This is a genomic window from Acetobacter ghanensis, from assembly GCF_001499675.1.
Taxonomy (GTDB): Bacteria; Pseudomonadota; Alphaproteobacteria; order Acetobacterales; family Acetobacteraceae; genus Acetobacter; species Acetobacter ghanensis.
The window spans coordinates 2562239-2583635 of sequence record NZ_LN609302.1; the positions used below are offsets into that span (position 1 = coordinate 2562239).

At 58.8% G+C, this 21397-nt stretch carries 18 protein-coding genes and 1 pseudogene; 8 read left to right on the forward strand and 11 right to left on the reverse strand.

What is annotated here, in order from left to right:
* Positions 1-80: 80 nt before the first annotated feature.
* The 4 genes from AGA_RS11890 (at position 81) to murA (ending at position 3999) form a co-directional block, all read left to right on the forward strand.
* The gene (locus tag AGA_RS11890) at positions 81-1838 is read left to right on the forward strand and encodes a carbohydrate porin (RefSeq protein ID WP_059024470.1); all 1758 of its coding nucleotides are present in this window, start codon (positions 81-83) and stop codon (positions 1836-1838) included.
* Positions 1839-1962: 124 nt separating this feature from the next.
* A complete protein-coding gene (locus tag AGA_RS11895) occupies positions 1963-2187 on the forward strand; it encodes a hypothetical protein (protein WP_059024471.1) in 225 nt (74 codons plus the stop codon).
* Entirely contained in the window at positions 2178-2732 is a 555-nt protein-coding gene (gene dcd / locus AGA_RS11900) for a dCTP deaminase (protein ID WP_059024472.1), read from the forward strand. Before AGA_RS11895 ends, dcd begins: the two co-directional genes overlap by 10 nt.
* 4 nt (positions 2733-2736) lie before the next feature.
* On the forward strand, positions 2737-3999 hold the full coding sequence (gene murA / locus AGA_RS11905) for a UDP-N-acetylglucosamine 1-carboxyvinyltransferase (RefSeq protein WP_059024473.1): 1263 nt from the start codon (positions 2737-2739) through the stop codon (positions 3997-3999).
* Between the two features lie 102 nt (positions 4000-4101).
* On the opposite strand, the gene AGA_RS11910 is transcribed toward murA, so the two are convergent.
* The 9 genes and pseudogenes from AGA_RS11910 to budA all read right to left on the reverse strand — a co-directional run bounded on the left by AGA_RS11910 (position 4102) and on the right by budA (position 15442).
* A complete protein-coding gene (locus AGA_RS11910) occupies positions 4102-4695 on the reverse strand; it encodes a LutC/YkgG family protein (protein ID WP_059024474.1) in 594 nt (197 codons plus the stop codon).
* Positions 4692-6098, reverse strand: a complete 1407-nt coding sequence (locus tag AGA_RS11915; RefSeq protein WP_059024475.1) for a lactate utilization protein B — start codon at positions 6096-6098, stop codon at positions 4692-4694. The genes AGA_RS11910 and AGA_RS11915 overlap by 4 nt, the downstream gene beginning before the upstream one ends.
* A complete protein-coding gene (locus AGA_RS11920) occupies positions 6095-6838 on the reverse strand; it encodes a (Fe-S)-binding protein (protein WP_059024476.1) in 744 nt (247 codons plus the stop codon). The genes AGA_RS11915 and AGA_RS11920 overlap by 4 nt, the downstream gene beginning before the upstream one ends.
* A 29-nt stretch (positions 6839-6867) precedes the next feature.
* The gene (locus AGA_RS11925; RefSeq protein WP_059024477.1) at positions 6868-8565 is read right to left on the reverse strand and encodes a thiamine pyrophosphate-binding protein; all 1698 of its coding nucleotides are present in this window, start codon (positions 8563-8565) and stop codon (positions 6868-6870) included.
* A 58-nt stretch (positions 8566-8623) separates the two neighbouring features.
* On the reverse strand, positions 8624-9958 hold the full coding sequence (gene glcF / locus AGA_RS11930; RefSeq protein ID WP_059024478.1) for a glycolate oxidase subunit GlcF: 1335 nt from the start codon (positions 9956-9958) through the stop codon (positions 8624-8626).
* Between the two features lie 11 nt (positions 9959-9969).
* Entirely contained in the window at positions 9970-11178 is a 1209-nt protein-coding gene (locus tag AGA_RS11935; protein WP_059024479.1) for an FAD-binding protein, read from the reverse strand.
* Positions 11179-11199: 21 nt separating this feature from the next.
* Positions 11200-12687, reverse strand: a complete 1488-nt coding sequence (locus AGA_RS11940; protein ID WP_456303784.1) for an FAD-linked oxidase C-terminal domain-containing protein — start codon at positions 12685-12687, stop codon at positions 11200-11202.
* Positions 12688-12875: 188 nt separating this feature from the next.
* On the reverse strand, positions 12876-14564 hold the full coding sequence (alsS, locus tag AGA_RS11945) for an acetolactate synthase AlsS (protein ID WP_059024481.1): 1689 nt from the start codon (positions 14562-14564) through the stop codon (positions 12876-12878).
* Positions 14565-14660: 96 nt separating this feature from the next.
* Positions 14661-15442: pseudogene (gene budA, locus AGA_RS11950) on the reverse strand (acetolactate decarboxylase).
* 120 nt (positions 15443-15562) lie between these two features.
* Here budA and AGA_RS11955 point away from each other — a divergent pair.
* Positions 15563-16495 (forward strand): LysR family transcriptional regulator, encoded by a 933-nt coding sequence (locus tag AGA_RS11955; RefSeq protein WP_059024482.1) that lies wholly within the window; start codon positions 15563-15565, stop codon positions 16493-16495.
* A 45-nt stretch (positions 16496-16540) separates the two neighbouring features.
* Here the strand turns inward: AGA_RS11955 and AGA_RS11960 are convergent, their stop codons facing one another.
* The gene (locus tag AGA_RS11960; RefSeq protein ID WP_059024483.1) at positions 16541-17002 is read right to left on the reverse strand and encodes an Lrp/AsnC family transcriptional regulator; all 462 of its coding nucleotides are present in this window, start codon (positions 17000-17002) and stop codon (positions 16541-16543) included.
* Positions 17003-17380: 378 nt separating this feature from the next.
* On the opposite strand from AGA_RS11960, the gene AGA_RS11965 reads away from it, so the two are divergent.
* The 3 genes from AGA_RS11965 to AGA_RS11975 all read left to right on the forward strand — a co-directional run bounded on the left by AGA_RS11965 (position 17381) and on the right by AGA_RS11975 (position 20771).
* Complete coding sequence (locus tag AGA_RS11965; protein ID WP_059024484.1) at positions 17381-18871, forward strand: amino acid permease; 1491 nt, start codon at positions 17381-17383, stop codon at positions 18869-18871.
* A 106-nt stretch (positions 18872-18977) separates the two neighbouring features.
* Complete coding sequence (locus AGA_RS11970) at positions 18978-19550, forward strand: TetR/AcrR family transcriptional regulator (protein ID WP_059024485.1); 573 nt, start codon at positions 18978-18980, stop codon at positions 19548-19550.
* 99 nt (positions 19551-19649) lie between these two features.
* Positions 19650-20771, forward strand: coding sequence for a glycosyltransferase (locus AGA_RS11975; protein WP_059024486.1), 1122 nt, complete (start codon positions 19650-19652; stop codon positions 20769-20771).
* Positions 20772-20813: 42 nt separating this feature from the next.
* Here the strand turns inward: AGA_RS11975 and AGA_RS14350 are convergent, their stop codons facing one another.
* The gene (locus tag AGA_RS14350) at positions 20814-21317 is read right to left on the reverse strand and encodes an RcnB family protein (protein ID WP_059024487.1); all 504 of its coding nucleotides are present in this window, start codon (positions 21315-21317) and stop codon (positions 20814-20816) included.
* Between the last annotated feature and the right edge of the window lie 80 nt (positions 21318-21397).

Below are 21397 nucleotides of genomic sequence, written 5' to 3' on the forward strand. Positions count from 1 at the left end.
GCCCGAAGTCTTTCCCCAGCGGAAACACTGCACGCACAAGACAACTCCCTCCAGCAAGAGCGAGAGGAAGCGGAATAACAATGTCAAAAACACACCGCCCCCTGCGCCGCCGCACGCCCGAGCGTGCGTTGTGCGCCCTGCACACCAGCACCGCCGCCGCCATTGCGCTGGCATCCGTCTGGCACGCCCCGTTTGGTGCGGGAGCGGCAAAGGCCCAGACGACCCATGCCTCGGCCCTTACAGCCCAGCCTGCCGTTGCGCCCATTTCCGACACGATCATCAACCCCGGCAGCAAGGTCCATGCCCTGCCTGCGCAGTCCCTACGCCCGCTAGATGCGGAGACCATTGGCCCGGACCTGAGCGCCATCCGCCGCCCGCCCAACACGCCCATCCCACCCAGCGGGGTGCCCATTCTGCCATCCCCCGGTCTGGCTCCTTTGAGCGTGATGCCGATTATGCCGTCGGAAACCCCACACTCCCTGCACCAGATCGAACTGGACGCCCTGAGCAATAGCGAAGGCCCCTCCGCCCTGCTGCCCGCAGGAGTGGACGCCCAGCGGGACTACGACCTGCCAGACCCGTACTACGTGCCCACAGCCGGTACGGGGCACCTTATTCCGCAGCTCATGCCCTTCCGCGACCGGTTGAGAGACAAGGGGTTTTCGTTCTCGTTCTCCTACAAGGGAGAAGCCATGGGGCTGGCATCTGGCGGGTTACCCGGCCAGAAAGGCATCAGCTACGTGCATGAGTTGACCTTGCAGACCACGTTTGACCTTGGCCGCATGAACGCCGCCCTTAACGGCTGGTCCGTGCATGGGTTGGTTATGGAGCGTGCAGGCCGTGCGGCGCAGAATGTGCGCGTGGGCGAATACTATGTGGCCCTGCAGGAGGTGTACACGCTCTCGGGCAACGTGGCGGCCCATCTGGTGGACATGTACGCCGAGAAAAAGATGCTCAACAACAAGCTGGACATCATTTTTGGCCGTATGTCGCTCACCCACGTCTTCGCCACATCTCCGCTGCTGTGCTCCTTTATGGTCACCTGCTCCGCTCCTGTGGCCATCAAGCAGTTGCCGGGCATGAGCGTGTACCCAAAGGCCACATGGGGCGCACGGGCGCGCTTCCGCCCCACGCGGGACACGGCCATACAGGTGGGCGCTTACTCCGTGAGCACCCTGACCGAAAACCCCTCTGGCTGGTCATGGGGGTCCGAGAACGCAACCGGCCTCTCCCTGCCTATCGAATTTACGTGGGCGCCGTTCCTCACCCGCAACCGCCTGCCCGGCCACTACGTGCTGGGGTATGAGCATGACACCACCCGCTACGCGGACAAGATTGGCTCGGTCCTGCCCAAAAGTGTAGCCAACACACTGCCGGGCACACATTCCGCACCATCCGACTCCATGTGGCTGGAAGCAGACCAGATGATCTATCGCCTTGGTGGGCGTAACCAGATGGCCGGTGGTTACCTGATGGCTGGGTACGTGCACGCAACCCCGCATGTGGTGAACATTTCTGACCAGGCTTATGGTGGCCTGTCATTTGTCGGGCTGATTCCCGGCCGTCTGACGGACCGGTTTGGTGTGCTGTATTCTTGGTACAAAGTTAGCCGCAGGCGGCGCGAAAGCCAGATTCTGGCCGTGGACAACGGGTATTCCCTCGGCTCAACCATCCGCGGAATCCAGAACGATTCAGAGCTGATCGAAGCCTATTACGGCATTGATGCAACCCATGGCGTGCTGGTCCAGCCTGAATTTCAGTACATGATCCACCCGGGGGAAACACACAACATCCCCAATGCAGCGCTTGTTGGGCTTAAAGTCATCGCGGCTTTGTAAGACGGTGGACTTACCCGCCATAAATGGTGGCTGCCCCCGTGGCAGGCTCTAGGCATGGCGGGCCGCCTCTGCTAGTCAGCTAGGCGAACGTTCAACCTGTACGCGACTGGCCTGCTGCATTGGCATGACTGATACGCCCGACACCACTCCCCCACACGGACAGACCCTTTCTGCCAAAGCAGAAGCGGCCCGCGCCGAACGGCTTGCCCGTCAGGCTGCGGCACTGCGCGCCAACCTGCGCCGCCGCAAGGAGCAGGCCCGGACAAGACAGGACCAGACGGCGGGGGACCAACCCCCGACCACCACACAGCCCACCCCCGGCAATGGAGAGAGCAAGACATGCCCGTGATGCCCGATACATGGATCCGCCAGATGGCGCACGATCACGGCATGATCGAACCGTTTGTGGAAAACCAGAAGCGCGAAGGCGTTATTTCCTACGGTCTGTCCTCCTACGGGTATGATGCCCGCGTGGCCGATGATTTCCGTATTTTTACGGATGTGAACAACGCCATTGTGGACCCCAAGAACTTCAGCCCCGAAGGCTTTGTGTCCCGCCGTGCGGATGAATGCATTATTCCGCCCAACAGCTTTGTGCTGGCCCATACCATTGAATACTTCCGTATCCCGCGGGATGTGCTGGTGGTCTGCCTTGGCAAGTCCACCTATGCGCGGTGCGGCATTATTGTAAACGTGACCCCGCTTGAACCGGAATGGGAAGGGCAGGTCACCATCGAGATCAGCAACACCACACCGCTGCCCGCGCGCATTTACGCTAACGAGGGCATCTGCCAGTTCCTGTTCTTCAAGGGCGATTCCCCGTGCGAGGTCAGCTACGCCGACCGGGCGGGCAAATACATGGGCCAGCGTGGCGTTGCCACGCCACGGATGTAAACACATGGATCACTTTGTCATCCGGGGTGGACGCCCCCTGCATGGGGAAATTACCATTGGCGGGGCCAAGAATGCGGGCCTCAAGCTACTGGTGGCGGGGCTGCTGACATCCGAACGGCTGGTCCTGTCCAACGTGCCCCATATTGCCGACATTGGCACCATGCGTGCACTGCTGGAGCAGCACGGGCTGGAAGTGCGCGACGTAACGGGCGATGGCTCCACCCTTTCGGTCGGTGGGGAAATTACCAATACCGAAGCCCCGTATGACATTGTCTCCAAAATGCGGGCGTCCATTCTCGTGCTCGGCCCTCTGCTGGCCCGCTGCCGGGAGGCGCGCGTGTCCCTGCCCGGTGGGTGCGCCATTGGTACCCGCCCGGTGGACCTGCACCTTAAAGGGCTGGAAACACTGGGCGCGGAAATTACGCTGGAAAACGGCTATATTAACGCCCGCGCCCCCAAGGGACTTGTTGGCGACCGCATTATCCTGCCTTTTGCCTCGGTCGGGGCGACTGAAAACCTGATGATGGCGGCAACGCTGGCTCAGGGTAAAACCGAGATCATCAACGCCGCGCGTGAGCCGGAAATGGTGGATCTGGCCAACTGCCTGAACGCCATGGGCGCACGCATTACGGGTGCAGGCAGTTCCGCTATTCTGATTGATGGCGTGGAAGCCCTGCATGGGGCCGAACACCGCATTATGCCTGACCGTATTGAATGCGGCACCTACGCCTGTGCGGCCGCCATTACGGGTGGCGACCTGCGGCTGGTAGGCGGGCAGATGGACCACCTTGGCGCTGTTGTGCGCGCGCTGGAAGAATGTGGGGTTGAAGTCACGCAGGATGGGGACACCATGCGCGTGCGCCGCACGGGGGCCTTGCGCGGGATCGACATCATGACCGAGCCTTACCCCGGCTTCCCGACCGATATGCAGGCCCAGTTCATGGCCCTGCTCTCGGTCGCTGATGGTGCATCCATGATTACCGAAACCATTTTTGAAAACCGGTTCATGCACGTGCCCGAACTCAACCGTATGGGTGCGCGCATTAACGTACACGGGTCGTCCGCTATTATCCGTGGCGTGCACAGCCTGTCTGGCGCACCGGTTATGGCAACAGACCTGCGGGCCTCGTTCTCGCTTATTCTCGCAGGGCTTGCCGCCCATGGTGAGACCATTCTGAGCCGCGTGTACCACCTGGACCGGGGGTATGAGGCCGTGGAACGCAAACTGGCCAAATGTGGCGCATTAATCGAGCGCGTGCGGGACTGAACACCCTCGAACAAACGCCGTAAGTGCAAAAAAAGCCGAGGCAGACGTAACGTAGCGTACGGCCGTTTTACTTTGTCTTCAGGCAGAATGGGGGGACAATACTCAGTCTTCCCACCACACGCTCAAAGTACGCACACCCTGCGCACCACGGATCAGCACACCCTGAATATCCGCCGTGGCGGATGGCCCGCTCATGAGCACACCGTAATTGGCGGTATGGAATTCCGGGCGGTCCATATAGGCCGTGTGCATGTTGGCCGTCAGGTTTTTGGGCGAGAGAATGACCACAATATGCTGGGTCAGATGAGCGGCCGAGTTCAGGTCATGCAGTTGGGCTTCGCTCAGGTAGATCGAGCCCATTTCCGCAATGCCGAAGGGGGAGCGCACAACCAGCACATCCACCGATGCCGCCTGCTGGGGAGTGCCCAGCTCTTCTATGCGGATCGTGCCTTCAAAATCCGGCACGGCGGAGCAGATAACCTTGGAATCGGGGAAGCGGCGGGCAATGGCGGTTGCCAGTGTATCCCCTTCCTGCCGTTCCAGCACCTGCCCACCCAGAATCTGGAGGCTGTTCTCAAACCGGGCCTGCCCGTTATCCATATCCCCCAGCCGTGCAACGGGGGGGAGCGGGTGGGCCTTGGGGTCCGGCCGGTTATCCCGCAGCCGGGTCAGAATGGCATCGCGCGAGGTGCTCATGCGCCTTCCCCTTCCTTCTTTTTGGTTTTCAGGCGGTTCTGCTTGTACCAGCTGTGGAATGTCTGCTTGACCGGGTGCGGCAGTTCACGGTGTTTGCCCCATGGATTAAGCCAGTTATACAGCACAAAGCGCGGCATGGTGCTTAACGCGACTTCCGTGCTGTTGATGGCAGCACGGTACAGGGTCGGCTGCCCCATAAGCTTGCCCGCCATGTGCATGACCTCACGTTTTACAAACGGCAGTTCATGGTGTTCGGCCAGAACCCTGCGCCATTTGTAAAGCTGCTCATGGATGTTGATCTTGACCGGGCACACATTGGTGCAGCTCCCGTTCATGGTCGAGGCAAAAGGCAGTGTGCTGTATTTGCGCTCGTTAAACGTGGGGTCAATAATCGCGCCAATAGGACCGGAATACACAGCACCGTAGGACAGACCACCCGAGCGGCGGTAAACCGGGCAGGTGTTCATGCATGCGCCGCAGCGGATACATTTGAGCGAGGTCCAGAAGTCCTCCATGCCCAAACGGTGCGAACGTCCGTTATCCACCAGTACCACATGCATCTCGCTCCCCTTCTGCGGGCCGCGGAAATGCGTTGTGTACTGCGTAATGGGCGACCCAAGTGCGGAGCGGGAGAGCATACGGATGAACACGCCCATATCCGCCATACGCGGCACAAGCCGTTCAATCCCGATTGTGGCAATGTGCAGCCCGGGCACAGTAGCACTCAGGTCGGCATTGCCCTCGTTGGTGCAGACCACAAAGGACCCGGTTTCGGCCACCACAAAGTTGCCGCCAGTCATGCCCGCATCGGCAGACAGAATAACCGGGCGAGCCGCCAGCCGCTGCTGCCATGCAAGGGACTGCGCACTGTTGTCGTTAGGGTCCGTATGGTAGTATTTGGCAAAAATCTTGGCCACATCGGGGATCAGCTTGTGTACGGCTGGCACCACAATGTGGCTGGGCATCTGGTCATCCAACTGCTGGATGCGCTCGCCCAGATCGGTTTCTGTCACCACAACGCCGCGTGGTTCCAGATACTCGCGCATACAACATTCTTCGGTCACCATGGACTTGCTCTTGATGAGCGATTTGGCACCGTGTTTTTCCAGAATTTCGCCAACTATGCGGTTATGTTCCGCACCATCGGCAGCCCAGTGCACATGAATACCGTTCTTTTTGGCGTTGGCCTCAAACTGTTCCAGATATTCTGGCAGATTGGCCAGCGTGTGTTCCTTAATGGCGGATGCACGCGCGCGCAGTTCCTGCCATTCTGGCAGAATGTGCATTTGCTCATCGCGCTTCTGCCGCAGGTCCCACAGCCGCTCGTCATGGAAGTCCATGTGGGCGGTGTCTTCAATAAACTCTTCTGCCGCCTTGGCGTGGTTGACAGGTTTGACTTTCATTCCCGCGCTCCATTCAGAATTTCAGCAATATGAATGAAGCGGATGGGAACACCGGCCCGCTCCGCACACCCCTGCTGGTGCATCATGCATGACGTATCGGCCGAAACAATGTACTCCGCCCCGGCATTATGGTGGTCCCGCACCTTGTCCGTGCCCATCTTGGCCGAAACAGCCTCCTCCGTAACCGAGAAGGTGCCGCCAAAGCCGCAGCATTCATCGGGCCTTTTGGGCGTTGCAAAGGAAATACCCTTGACCTTGCTAAGCAGATCCATGGGCTTGGAGAAGAACGGCTCCCCCAGTTCGGACATGCTTGCCGTGCGCAGCGCACGCAGGGTGCCACAGCTATTGTGCAGCCCCACCTTGTGGGGGAATTCGGCCCAGGGGAAGTCTTCCACCTTCAGCACGTCATGCAAAAACTCAACCAGTTCAAACGTGTTTTCACGCACATGGCGCACTTCGTCCGTCTGGTCGATGGCGTCAAAATTATCCCGCACATGATGTGTGCAACTGCCTGACGGCATGACAATGACATCATACTTGGCGAAGTTTTTGACAAACAGAGCCTCTGCCGCAGCCGCATCCTTGTTACAGCCGGAATTGGCCATGGGCTGGCCACAGCAGGTCTGGTTCATGGGGTATTCCACGTCCTGCCCCAGCTTTTCCAGCAGTTCCAGTGTGGCAATCCCCGCGTTTGGATAAAACGCGTCTATATAACAGGGAATAAACAACCCGATTTTCATACGCACCCCCGGTAAAGAAGCGAGCCTCCTCAGCCCGCTGCAATCACAATTTCCACTAAAGATGGGCCATCAGTTGCCAGAGCCGCCTCCAGTGCAGGGGCAATATCGGCTGCCCGTGTCAGTCTGGTCGATGGCACACCCATGGAACGGGCAAGCGCCTGATAGTCTATGCTCGGGTTCACAATATCCATGGCTGGATAAGTATCCTCCCGCGCGGAAATATAGTCTTTTTGCTGCCGCATGAAGTTCTTGAGCACATTGTACTCCTGATTATTCATGACCACAAAAGTAACAGGCAGCTTCTCATGTGCCGCAGTCCACAACGCCTGAGGCGAGTACAAGGCTGCGCCATCCCCCACAAGAGACACAACCCGGTCACGCCCAAGGCCAAGCGAGGCCCCAACGGCAGCAGGCATACCCCAGCCCAGTGCTCCCCCCCGAAGGAAGGAATACTGGGCAGACCATGCACTTTCCAAAAACAGGCGCACATCGGAGGATGTGGCTATGGCCTCGTCCACAATGGCGATTTCCGGCCCAATGGCGCGCACCACCTCCCACGCAGCAACTCGTGGGGAGATCACGGCATCATGGTAATGGGCCTGCACATCGGCCCGGGCCTGCGCCTTTTGGCTCCTGCGCTCCTGCGCAACCTGCTGGCCCACCTGCCTGTAACGGCTGGCGTTGGCTTGCGTAGCCCGGTGCAGCTCGGGCAGCAACGCCTGTAACGAGGCCTTTACATCCCCCACGACCGAGAGCGGGGTCCAGAACGTCCGCCCCAGATCCCGCACATCGGATGACATCTGATACACCGCACAGCTTGGCGGCAGGGCCGGGCCTTCTGTGTACAGAATGGTAATGAGCGACTTGCCACCCAGTGCAAAAATAGCGTCATACGCGCTTAGTTTTTCAGCAATGGCGGTCGCCTGCGTTGGCAGGTTGCCACACCACAACGGGTGGGCCGTTGCAAACGGAATGCGCGATGGCCAGGAAGACCCATACACCGGCGCACCAAGGCACTCGGCCACAGCCGCGACTTCCGCAGCCGCATCGGAGCCATAAACCTCGTCCCCTGCAATAATGGCCAGCCGCCCTGGCGCTATGCCCGCCAGCGCCTGTGCCAGTTCGGGCAGGCCACCCGCCACAGCCTGACGGTTAATCTGCGATGGCACACCAATATCCACCGCGCTCAGTTCTTCCATCACATCCATTGGCAGGGACAAAAACACCGGCCCGCTGGGGGCTGCCGTGGCATCATGAAAAGCGCGGCGCAACAACACGGGCAACTGGTCCGCGTGGGCGACTTCCTGCGCCCATTTAACGGCGGGGCGGGCAATCTGCACCAGATCCCCAAACAGCAGCGGGTCGGAGATGGTGTGGCGCGAATCCTGCTGCCCTGCGGTCACCACCAGCGGGGTTTGGGACACACTGGCATTCAGCAGGTTGCCCAAGCCATGCCCCAGCCCTCCTGCCGTATGCAGGTTGAGGAATCCGGGCTTGCGGGCCGCCTGTGCGTAACCATCGGCCATGGCCACCACGCTGGCTTCCTGCAAACCCAGAACGTAATGCACATCCGGCACTTCCAGCAGGGCGTCTATTAACGGAAGTTCCGTCGTACCGGGGTTGCCAAAAATGTAATCAACGCCCTCGCTACGCAGCACCTCCAGCAGCACCGCAGCGCCCCGGCGCAAGCTGCCTCCGGCCGTATCCACACCTGTTATGCCTGACATGCCTTTTGCTCCCCCGCGCTGTTTGCCCGCTATACCTGCCCCAACCTACTGCTGGCGGTTACTCCGCCGCCAGCTTCTGGCCTTTGAGGGCCGCAGGTTCCGGCCCGCCGGTGGCCCAGTCCAGCAGTTCCACCGTGTGCACAAATGGCAACCCGACCTCGCTGGCCAGTTGGGTCATGCAGCCAATGTTCCCGCTGGCAGCAATCTGGGCATCAACCGAGCGGATGTTGCGCAGCTTGCGCTCCTTAAGCTCATTGGCAATTTCTGGCTGCAACAGGTTGTAGGTGCCAGCAGACCCACAGCACAGATACCCTTCGGGCACATCCAGCACGGTAAACCCTGCCTCGCGCAGCAGGTCCTTGGGCTGGTTCACAATCCGCTGGCCGTGCTGCATGGAACACGCGGAGTGGTACACCACCCGCAGCCCGGTGGGGGTAGTGGGTTTTTCCAGCCCGATCTCGACCATAAACTCGGTAATATCACGCGCCATGGCGGATACGCGGGCAGCCTTGTCTGCCCATTCCGGGTCCAGCCGGAGTGCATGGCCATAGGCCTTGATGGATGTGCCACAGCCGGATGTGTTAATAACAATAGCATCCAGCCCGTTGGGGCCATCGGCCTCGCGCAGCCATGCGTCAATATTGGCTTTGACCAGTGGCAGGGCCTGTGCCTCGTCCCCCATATGCTCGGCGGGGGCACCACAGCAGCCTGAACCTGCGGCAACCACCACTTCCACTCCGTGGCGCTGGAGCAGGCGGATTGTGGCCTCGTTAATGGCGGTGTCCAGCACAGTCTGCACGCAGCCGTTAAGCAGCGCTACACGCTTACGCGGTTTGACCGCCTTGCCCCCCTCTGGCGCGGGCAAGAATGTTTGCGGCCGGTCCACCGGGCTGGGGGCTGGTAGCGGCGTGGTTGGCACCATGTCCAGCATGGCGCGCAAGGTGCCCGAGAACAGCCCGCGGAAGGGCCGCCCCAGACGCCCGCCAAAAATAGCCAGACGGAACAGCCGCGCATTGGGAATAAGCCGGATCAGCAGTTCACGCACCGCACGCTGGAAGAGCGGACGCTTGTAATGCTCCTCCACATATTCGCGGCCATGCGCAATAAGCTTGGAATATTCCACGCCTGAGGGGCAAATGGCCTCACACGCAAGGCAGGTCAGGCAGCGGTCCAGATGTTCGACCGTTTTGGCATCGGGGGCCCCACCTTTTTCGTACATGTCCTTCATCAGGAAAATACGGCCACGTGGGCTGTCATTTTCCTCATGCTTTACGGCGTATGTGGGACAGCGCGAGAGGCAAACGCCGCAATGCACGCAGTTGCCAATAATATCTTTGGCCAGTTTGACGTTCGGGTCCGCATCCAGCGCGGCCTGAGGAATATGGCTGAGCATTGGTGCGTCTCCTATGCCTGAACGGTCATGCGGCCGGGGTTGAGAATACCGGCCGGGTCAAAGGCTTTGCGGGTACGAGCGGCCAGAGCCGCCACACCTGCGCTTACGGGTGGGAACGCACCAAACTGCGCGCGCACGGCATCTGGCGCACGCAGCAGGGTAGCCCGCGCACCTGCCTTTTCCGCCATTTTGCGGTAGCGCAGCGTATCCACTTCCGGCTGCACACCGCGCATGGTGGAGAACACCGCCCCACCGGCCCAGTCCACAAAAAAGCGGTTGATACAACCTGCACTGCGCGCCTGCTCCACAAAGGTGGGCATGGTTGTAGCGGGCAGGTTAACACGCCAGACCAGCTCATCCGGCTGGGCGTTCAGGCAATCCAGTTCGCGCACACCGGCCCACAAGGCATGGCTTTGTTCCTGCTCCAGCACAACCATGGCTCCACGGGTAGCCAACATACCGTTAAGCACCTGCTGGTTACCGGCAACACCGGGCACTGTGCCTTCCACCCGCACCAGCACCTCACACGCTCCTGCGGCATTCACCCGGCGGGCAAGCCCACCTATGCCCAGCGGCAGGGCGCGCATTCTGGCAAACAGGGCCACGTCCTCTTCCAGACTGGCGGCGGGCAGCACCAGCGTAACCTCTGCCCGTGGGGCGGGCAGCACCTTGAGGGTTACAGTTGTCAGTGCGGCCAGTGTGCCGTTGGCACCAGTAACCAGTTTGCTAATGTCGTAGCCGGTCACGTTCTTCATGGTACGGCCACCGGCCTTGAACACGTCTCCCTGACCGTTCACGCCCTCAACACCCAGAACAAAATCACGCGCAGCACCGGTTAGAATCCGGCGCGGGCCAGACAGGGCGGTGGACACAGCCCCGCCCAGCGTGCTGCGTGCGCCATTGGTGCCATACAGCCCGGCATAGCGTGGGGGTTCAAACGGCAGGTACTGCCCTTTTTGTGCCAGAACCTGCTCCACCTCATCCAGCGTGGCCCCAACACCTGCGCGAATAACCAGATCATCAGGGTCATAAAAATCTATCTGGTCCAGCCCGCCCAGCTCCAGCACGCGGGTTGAGGCAACGGGGTTGCCCAGCCCGGCACGGGTCCCATTGCCCCGCACCACCAGAGCCTCACCCCTGCTGGCCGCGTCCATAAGAATATCTGCAACATCCTGTGTAGTGGCAGGACGCATGGATGCAGTAATTTGTGTGTCTGTCATGCTTGCAATGCCCTACCAGAATCAGAAACGCGGAACGTCCGCAAAACGCAGGTTACCGTTGTGCACGTGCATCCGCCCGAACTCCGCACAGCGGCACAGGGTGGGGAACATCTTGCCCGGGTTCAGCAGGTCTTTGGGGTCAAACGCACATTTGACCATCTGCTGCTGCTGCAAATCTATTTCGGTAAACTGGTGGGTCATCAGGTCACGTTTTTCAACGCCAATGCCGTGCTCACCACTGAGCACCCCGCCCGCATCCACGCAGGCAATCAGAACATCCGCACCAAATTCCTCGGCTTTTTCCAGATCCCCCGGTTTGGCTGCATCATACATAATAATGGGGTGCAGGTTGCCATCCCCCGCATGGAAGCAGTTGGCGTAATCCAGCCCGTATTTTTTGGACATGTCCGCCATCTTGTTCAGAACTTCGGGCAGTTTGTTACGCGGGATGGTGCCGTCCGTGCAGTAATAATCCGGGCAGAGCTTGCCAATGGCGGAAAAAGCCAGCTTACGGCTGCTCCATATCCGCTGGCGCTCTTCTTCCGTGGTGCTGACCTTGAGCTCGATCGCCCCCTGCCCGCGTGCCACATCGCTGACCACGCCTACCAGGGCGTCCACCTCAACCGCTGTGCCGTCCAGTTCGCACAGCAGGAGAGCTGCCGTCCGGTCGTCGAATTTTTCCTTGATCAGGACCGAGACGGCATCCAGCACCTTGCGGTCCATGAATTCCAGCCCGGCGGGAATAATGCCAGCACCAATAATGGCACCCACACATTCACACGCCTCCTCCACGGAGGAGAAGCTCATGGAAATAACACGCGCCACCTCGGGCACAGGCTCCAGCCGCACGGCAATTTCCGTCACCACAGCCAGCAGCCCTTCGGAACCGGTCAGAACCCCCATAAGGTCCAGCTCGCCTTCCGCCGCGCCAAGGTAGGCACCGCCCAGTTCCACCATTTCGCCGGTCATCAGAACAGCCTGAATGCCCAGAATATGGTTGGCGGTCACACCGTATTTGAGGCAATGCACGCCACCCGCATTTTCCGCCACGTTACCACCAATGGTGGAAATAAGCTGGCTGGACGGGTCGGGCATATAACACAGCCCCAGATGGCTGACTGCCTCGGTAATTTTGATGTTAGGCACACCGGGCTGCACTCGCGCCACACGGTTATGCTCATCCACCGACAGAACATGACACAGGCGCGATGTCACCAGCAGCACGCCATCTTCCAGCGGCAAAGCCCCGCCAGAGAGCGATGTGCCAGAACCACGGGGGACAATTTTGACCCCTTTTTCGTTACAAAAACGCAGAACAGCCTGCACTTCCTGCGCAGAACCCGGCAACACCACCAGCAGCGGCACGGCCATGTAGGCGGTAATGCCATCGCACTGGTAGGGTTTACGCTCGGCATCGTCGGAAATGACCCAGTCTTTTCCCACAATCTGCCGCAGGCCATGCGCCAGTGCATCACGCTGGCTTATGATGGCCTGACTTGGTTCGGGCATCTGCATTTTTGTTCTCTTTCATACTGCGTTGCCGCGTCATGGAAGAAAAAAGGCAGTGTGCCTGCCTCCTTTGCTCCGTCCGCCAGTAGTGCCGTGTTGTGGTGTTATAACAACATTGTCGCGCTAATGAAACGGACGGAGCGGATGACAGCAATAGAACCTGTTCTGCGTCAAGCGCAGCCCTTTTGTCAGGCTGCTGCCGTGGTTTCTCCCAACTGAGCCAAAGGCTGCATCAGCAGGTGGTTGTGGGAGTAGTCAACCGGCACGGCAATAACCACCGGCCCTTCCACGTCCATGGCCTCCCGCAGAGCCTGACGCACCCCATCCTCCGTGGTGGCCGTAATGCCTTTTGCCCCGCAGGCTTCTGCATATTTTGCAAAATCAATCGGACCAAAATGCACGCCCGACCCACGGCCGTATTTTTTCTGTTCCTGAATTTCAACCATGTTGTAGGCCTGATCAATCCAGACCATATGGATCAGGTTGCACTTCAGGCGCACGGCTGTTTCCAGCTCCATGCTGGACATCATGAATCCGCCATCGCCAGAAATTGAAACAACTTTTTGCGAGGGGTTCACAAGGCTGGCGGCAATCCCCCACGGCAGGCCCACGCCCATGGTCTGCTGGCCGTTGCTGATCAGCACCTGACGGGCACGGAAGGACAGCAGGTAACGGGCCAGCCAGATGTGGAAGGTCCCCATATCCAGACACAGGGTCATATCCGGGGTTACAAACTGTTCCAGCTCACGCACGATCTGGAGCGGATGCACGGCGGAGTTGCTGCTGCTACGCGCATCCAGCAGAGCAGTGCGGCGGGCTTTTTTATACCCTTCCAGCACGGCTTCCAGTTCTGGCGCGCGGGCAAGACCACCCGCCTTGCCACCCAGCCCTTCAAGGGTCAGTGCAATGTCACCAATCAGTTCAATGGCGGGTACAAAAGCGTTGTCCAGCTCGGCGGGAACAATATCAACATTAATAATCTGGCGGGCGTCATTCACGTTCCACAGCCACGGGTCATATTCCACCGGGTTGTAGCCCACGGCCACCACCACATCGGCCTCGTGGAGCAGCTGATCACCATGCTGGTTGCGGAACAGGCCAATACGGCCGCCAAACCGGTCCACCAGCTCTTCCGACACCGCACCAGCGGCCTGATATGTGCCCACAACCGGCACGCCTGTCAGTTTAACAAAGGCGCGCACGGCATCGGCCACGTCCGGGCGGCTGGCCAGCATACCCAGCAGCATGACCGGACGTTTGGCTTTTTTAAGCAGCGTTGCGGCCTCGGCCACCACATCCGCCGGAGCGCCACCCATACGCGGAGCCAGACGGTCGGCCAGAACCGGCGCATTGGCAGGCATGGACAGCACATCCATGGGCGTGCTGACAAATGCTGCACCCGGCCGCCCACTTTCTGCAAAGCGGAAGGCATTGGCCATAACTTCCGAAATGGCGGTGGGAGTGGTCAGCTCCACGCTGTATTTGGTTACGGGGCGGAACAGGCTGACCGTGTCCATGGTCTGGTGGGTCAGCTTAAGCCGGTCGGCCAGCTTGACCGCGCCACCAATGGCCAGAACGGGGTCGCCTTCGGAATTGGCTGTGGCCAACCCGGTTACAAAATTGGAAGCACCGGGGCCGGATGTTGCAATGCACACCCCTGCCTTGCCGGTAATGCGGCCAAGGCCACCAGCAATAAAGGCGGCGTTCTGCTCATGCCGGGTCACTACGGTTTCGATCGAGGAATCGACCAGTGCATCAAACAGCCGGTCCACCTTGGCGCCGGGAATACCAAACACATGGGTAATGCCATGCGCTTCCAGATTTTTGACAATAAGCTCCGCACCGCATTGTGCGGTGGTGTCTGCCGTTTTTGACATTGTAGAAAAACCTCGGATCAAGGTGGGCTACCGGGAAACAAAGCGCACAGCAGCCCAACACCATTCAGAAAAAAAACAGGTTAGCCCCAGAGAACGTCAGCCACCTTCGGCAATGCGAATGGCCTCACTCAGGCTTTCGGGGTTCAGGTTGGCCTGCGCAAACTGCTTGGTGCGCGGCAACTGCACCTGAAGGTCAGAAATTGTTGCAACTTCCAGCATACCCTTAACAATTTTGTATTCCGTAACATGCCCACCACGTTTGTGATCTTCGGACAGGAAGTGCAGGTGATACCCCGCCACGTTCACGCCCTGCATGTACACTGGGGTGCGGAAGCCGATCATGGTTCCACTGACCGATTCCATAGTAAAAGTCGGCTGTTTTTTAACAACTTCCAGCATATGGGGGTATGGCTTGCACTGGCAGAACACCGTGCGGGTATCCACCCGCTCGAACAGGCCGGTAAAGCGCACGGCACCAAACAGGTTGGGGTTGCCCAGAAGCTGGTCCACCAGCGCTTCAAAACTTTCCTTATCCTTGGGCGTATCGACCGTCACATTTTTTCGGGTTCAAAATACGTCACGCAGGCAAAAGGTGTTTTAAGGGAGCCGGGCACTTCCGCCGCCAGCCCTTCCGCACGGAACTGGCGCACAACGCCATCCGTTACAATCATCTCCCCATCAAGGGAGTTAAAGGTGCCAAGGCCAAAGTTGCCGTGCTGGAGCAGCTCATCCAGCGTGGTTTCGCCATCGTACACCGCATCCAGCAGAGCGGCCATGGTGGAGGTCTGATAAAGACGGTTGATCGGAGGCTTGCCAGAAACTCCGTTACCCAAGGCAGAAGACCGTAGGTCCATATCCGCCACTGGCTGCTTTACCATCGTCCGCACTCCTTCAAACTCATACTGGGTCTAAAATCATCTGACGCAGATGTTATAACGGCTTGAAGCAGTCTTCCAATATATCTTGGCGGTGTTATCCATATCGGATATGTATGGGTTATGGACATCCGACACCTCCGCTATTTTGTGACCGTAGCCGAGCATGGCAGCATTACCCGCGCGGCCGAGGCACTGGGCATGGAGCAGCCGCCGCTTAGCCAGCAGATCCGGCAACTGGAGAAAAACCTTGGCGTGGTACTGTTTGAACGCCTGACACGCGGCGTAAAACTGACCGACATAGGTGCGGTTCTGCTGCCTCGCGCCAAAACCATACTGGAATTGCAGGCCCAGTTCCTTTCCACAGCGCAAGGCTTAGCACGGGGGGAAATGGGGCATATCCGCCTAGGGCTGGCGGGCGCGGTCTCGCTGTTGCCGGTTATTCCTTTCACCATCCGCCGGTTTCGGGAAATGGCTCCCGATGTCACGATTTTTCTGGAGGAGAGCAACACGCCCTCGCTGTGCACAGCACTGCATGAACCCAGCGTCGACATTGCCATTGTGCGCCCCCCCGTGCCCGACCCGGTAAGGCTTTCGGTTTTTCACCTACTGGACGAACCCACGGTTATTGCCTTGCCCCGCGGGCACAAGCTGGCGGATACGCCCGTGATCAGTCTGGACATGGTGGCGCAGGACCCTCTGATTATCTTCCCGCGAGAACTGGGGCCGGGTTTTCACGATGCCATTTTGTCCGCCTATCAGCTTGCGGGAGTTACACCGGTTATGGGCCAGCAGGCACCACAGATTGCAGGCACCATTCCCCTGGTTGCGGCAGGGCTTGGGGTTTCGGTCGTGCCACGCTCACTCAGCCAGATTCATGCGGGCGGGGTGACCTTCCACACAATTAGCGAACCCGCACCCTGTGCAACGCTGGCTGTGGCCATACGGGCGGGGCAGAACATGCCACTGGTCACACGCTTTGCCCGTGTGCTTCGCACGGCCTGCCGCAAATGGACAAACCGCCAGCCCGGTCAGGATTTTTTTGATCTGGAATAGGCTTGCTCCGCATAGTGGCGGGCCGCACACCCCATAAGCCTCTGCCTAAAAAGCGTATTCTCTGGCATCTGCCACAGCCCGGAGTACAAAAAACGTGCGTGTCTGCCGCACATGGGGCAATGTGCTCAGCACATCTGCATGGAACTGGTCAAAACCTTCCATGTCCTTGACCCGTATTTTCAGAAAATAATCAAAATCTCCGGCAACAAGGTAGCAGTCCAGCACGGCGGGCTGTTCCGCCATGGCCGCCTCAAACGCGGGAAAACTGTTTGCCGTGCGCTCCAGCACCACCCCGACCAGCACAACCATACCAAGCCCGACCCTGCTGGCGTTAACCGTGGCCCGAACGGAGGAAATATACCCTTCATCAAACAACCGCTGCACCCGGCGGTGGCAGGTTGCGGGGCTGAGCTGCACCTTGTCCGCCAGTTCCGCATTATGGATGCGCCCATTATTCTGCAACAGGCGTAAAATCTGCCGGTCCGTCTTGTCCAGACAGTTCTCCATGAAATAGCCCCCTCCAATTGCCTTAATATATGAAATTTTGTTATTTATATTCCGTTATAAAAGAAATATTCCGCCAAAAAATCCGTCCTTTTTGAAAAAAAGACCGCCCAGACCGGTTCCGCAGCATTTCATACTCTTATTCGGATGCACAAGCGCAAAAATGAAGAGCCACACACCGTGCCAGCACGGGAGAAAACGATAAAATTATTTGCTGGTCAGGACGGATTTTGCTTAATTTATATAAGTTGCAAAAGGACTTACACCCCATCCAGTTTGTTGCGGCCCCGGAACCGCCAACCACGCCTTTCGCCCCACCGGCTCCATACCGGAACAACCGGGCAAGCCCCGTTCCCGCTGCCAGCACGGAGACAGAAAACCTTGAACGCCACACCCCCGCCACCACCCCATGCCACCCCAAACCAGACGGCGGAAGGTTACCGGCAAGGTCTGGGCAAACGGCAGATCCAGATGATCTCCATTGGAGGGGCCATTGGCACGGGCCTTTTTTTGGGAGCAGGCAGCAGGTTGCAAGCCGTTGGTCCCTCGCTTGCCATTGTGTATCTGGTCTGTGGCGTTTTTTCCTTCCTCATGCTCCGCGCTCTGGGGGAACTGGTTATGTACCGCCCCACCAGCGGCAGCTTTGTTTCTTACGCGCAGGAATTTCTGGGGGATAAAGCCTCCTACGTGGCGGGGGCGCTCTCGTTCTTCAGTTGGGCCATGACGGGTATTGTCGATATTACCGCCGTGGCGCTTTACATGCACTTCTGGGGTGTTTTTGCCGCCGTGCCCCAATGGGTCATGGCGCTTATGGCGCTGGTCGTCATTACCTGCATGAACCTGATTGGCGTTAAATGGTTTGGGGAGATGGAGTTCTGGTTCTCCATCATCAAGGTTGCGGCCCTGCTTGTGTTTCTGGTGGTGGGCACCGCCATTTTGGGCCTGCGTATGCCGGTGGATGGACACGCCACGGGGTTACAGCTTGTTACCGAGCATGGTGGCCTGTTCCCCCACGGTATTCTGCCTGCGCTGGTGCTGGTTCAAGGTGTTGTGTTTGCCTATTACGGCATAGAGATGATCGGCACCGCCGCGGGCGAATGCAAAAACGTGCGGGATGTTCTACCCGCCGCCATTAACAACGTTATTTGGCGGATTATGATTTTTTATGTGGGCACGGTTACGCTGCTGGTCCTGCTGCTGCCCTGGTCCTCCTACCAAGCTGGGGTCAGCCCGTTTGTGACCTTCTTCTCCCGCCTTGGGGTGCCGGGGGTAGATTCGGTCATGAACATGGTGGTGCTGACCGCAGCCCTTTCCAGCCTGAATTCCGGCCTGTATTCCACCGGGCGTGTGCTACGCGCACTGGCCATGAACGGCACAGCCCCCCGGTATCTGGCACATATGAACAGGCAGGCCGTGCCATCCGCCGCTATTCTAACAACAGTTGCCATTTATCTGGTTGGGGTTGGGCTGAACTACCTGCTGCCCTCCCAGATTTTTGAAATTGTTTTGAACATGGCCTCCGTTGGCATTGTCAGCACATGGTGCTTTATCCTGCTTTGCCAGATCAGGCTGCGGCAGGCCATTCGCGCAGGGCGCATTGCCCCCACGGGTTTTGCCATGCCGGGTGCGCCGTTTACCGCTTGGCTGACCATTGCCTTTTTTGTCAGCATTCTGGGCATGATGCTGTTTGACTACCCAACAGGCACCTACTCCATTCTGGCCATCCCCGTACTGGCCGCCCTGCTGTTTGCGGGGTGGAAGGCGGCCAGCCATACTCCGCTTAACGTGGTGCCCCAGACCATTCCCTCGGCAGAATTAACGGATGATGCCGACTTTACCCCCACACCCAGACCCGACCGTTTGGGCCAGTAAGCCTGTGCCCCCGCTACAAGGCGGGGGCTAACGCCCCCAACACGGCGCCGCACTGGTATGCAGGCGCCACCTTTACACAAAACCGTCCGGACGGTATGTTTTGTGTATGAAGACGCATAAGACCCTTACCAACGACCCGGAAGCCGTTAAAAACGGCCTTCTGGATGCCGCAGCCGAGATACTGGCAACAGACAGTGTGCAAAAGCTCACACTCAGTCTGGTTGCCCAAAAAGCGGGTGTGAGCAAAGGCGGCCTTCTGCACCACTTCCCCAACAAGGAGCAGCTTCTGGACGGGTTATTCCGCCGTGAGCTTGACCTGATGCGGCAGGAAATGCTGACCGCCATGCAAAACGACCCGCTAGAAACCGGGCGGGCCGCGCGGGCCTATATCGGCTTATGTAACCCCAATCCCCCAGCGGACAAAAGCTACCTTATTCTGCGGCAGCTTTTGTCCGTCATGCTGTCGGACTACCAGTTGTCTCAGGAATGGACGCGGATTTACTGGGACACCATCAAATCCACCGGGCTCTTCAAGGACAGTTCTCCCCTCAGCCTCATGTGCTGCCTGGCAGCAGATGGCATGTTCCTGTGGGAAATGCTCGGTATTGAAAAAATAGATGGCTTCAATACTGACGATTTTTACAAACTGGCCGATAAAATAACCAGATCAACAGAATAAAATAAAAATCCAACCAGTATAAATCTCTAATTCCTGAGCGCATTGCATATCCTGCAATGTTTTGTCATGCCCACTTCACTTATGCGGAACAGAAAACCCGTGCCTGCAAACAAAATTTCCATTGGTGTTGTACTCCGGGACTTCAGACTGGGAGGCAGCGAGCGGGTGGCTATTGGCCTTGCCAACTGCTGGTCCATGCTGGGTTTTCCCGTAACTGTTTTTGTCGGCCGGGCAGAAGGGGATATGCAGGATTTACTGCACCCCGGCATTACCGTGCACAATGCGGCGCTCTCCCCCCATATTCCAGATGGCAAACTGGGCGACAAAACAGCCCATGCGGCCGAGCAGTATTTTTATGCTCACCCGGTCAAAGCCTGTTATGTGCCGGGGAATGGCCATTGGCCCGTGGCACGCCGCTTGGCACGCCTGCCTCTTCCGCTGCGGCCTGTTATTGTTACGCAGGTCAGTTCACCCATCTTCAAAAAAGGGCGGAAGGCCATAGGGCAATGGCTTTACAACATGCGTATGCGCTTTCTGTTACGCTACAGTGACCATGTTGTGACCATAAGCCAGCTTCTGGCGCGCAATACCCGCACCGTGCTCAGGCGGAACGACATTAACGTTATCCCCCTGCCCGTTGTATGGGACCCACAACCGCCCCGCCCCGTGCCCACCGGCACGCAGGAAATTCTGGCAGCCGGACGGCTGGTGCCCATTAAAGGGTTCGACCTGCTTATTCAGGCCATTGCGCTGGTCAAACAGCATATTCCCACCATCCACCTGACCATCTGCGGCAAAGGGCCAGAACATGCCAACCTGACGGAACTCATCCGCAAGTTGGGCCTTCAGTCCAATGTAACGCTTCAGGGGTATGTCTCGTGCATTCGGCCGTGGCTGGATAGAAGCCGGCTGTTTGTGCTGTCCTCCTACGCGGAGAGCTACGCCGCCGTACTGGTTGAGGCACTGGCCGCCGGACGCCAGACAATTAGCACGGACTGCACACCTGCGGTGGAAGACCTACTGCAAAACCCCGATACGGGGGCCGTTGTCCCCGTTGGCGACGCACCAGCACTGGCCGAGGCCATCCTGCGCACACTCAAAACGTCCCCACCCTCATGCACGTATCTGGCAAACCTCGTCAGGTCTTTTCATCTCACCAGCGGGGCAAACCGGTATCTTTCTCTTATGTCCCGCTACCGCTACGACCCCGTGCCGAATTAAAAAAGGGGGAACCAATACGGCCCCCCCTCCCTGTTCGTCAGATCAGTAACCCGGTGGAGGGGGATACGGCACAGGTGCCGGCGCCACCGGATAAGCACCATACGCGGGGTACGGTGTGGCAACGGGGTACGGCGTAGCCGGGTAAGCCCCGCCCGTAATCACATTGGAAATAATGCCCGTGGCAATGGCCGCCAGCAAAAAGCTGCCACCATAGTTGATCCAGCGGTAACCCGGCGGGGGAGCATACAGGCCACGGTAACCGCGCCAGTTGTCCACAAAAATACCGCCACCATCATACCGGTCGCCCGAGCGCCACATGCCGCCATGCGGGCCTCCCCGTGGACCGCCGCCCCAACCACCGCCAGGACCACCTCTTCCACCACCATGAAAGCCGCCGCCACCGGGGCCACCGCGACCGTGCCCATCGCCCGGACCGCCACCGCCGCCCGGCCCGCCGGGGCCATGTTGTGCGTGCGCGGCAAGTGGGGCCGCCGCCAGCGCCAGCCCCATAAGGAACGCCATTGAACTTTTTGCCTTGAAGATCATCGTCAATCTCCTTCCTTCTTCTACCATTCAGATACCATGATGTGGCGGAAGTTTGTCGACATCATAGCCGAATAACGATG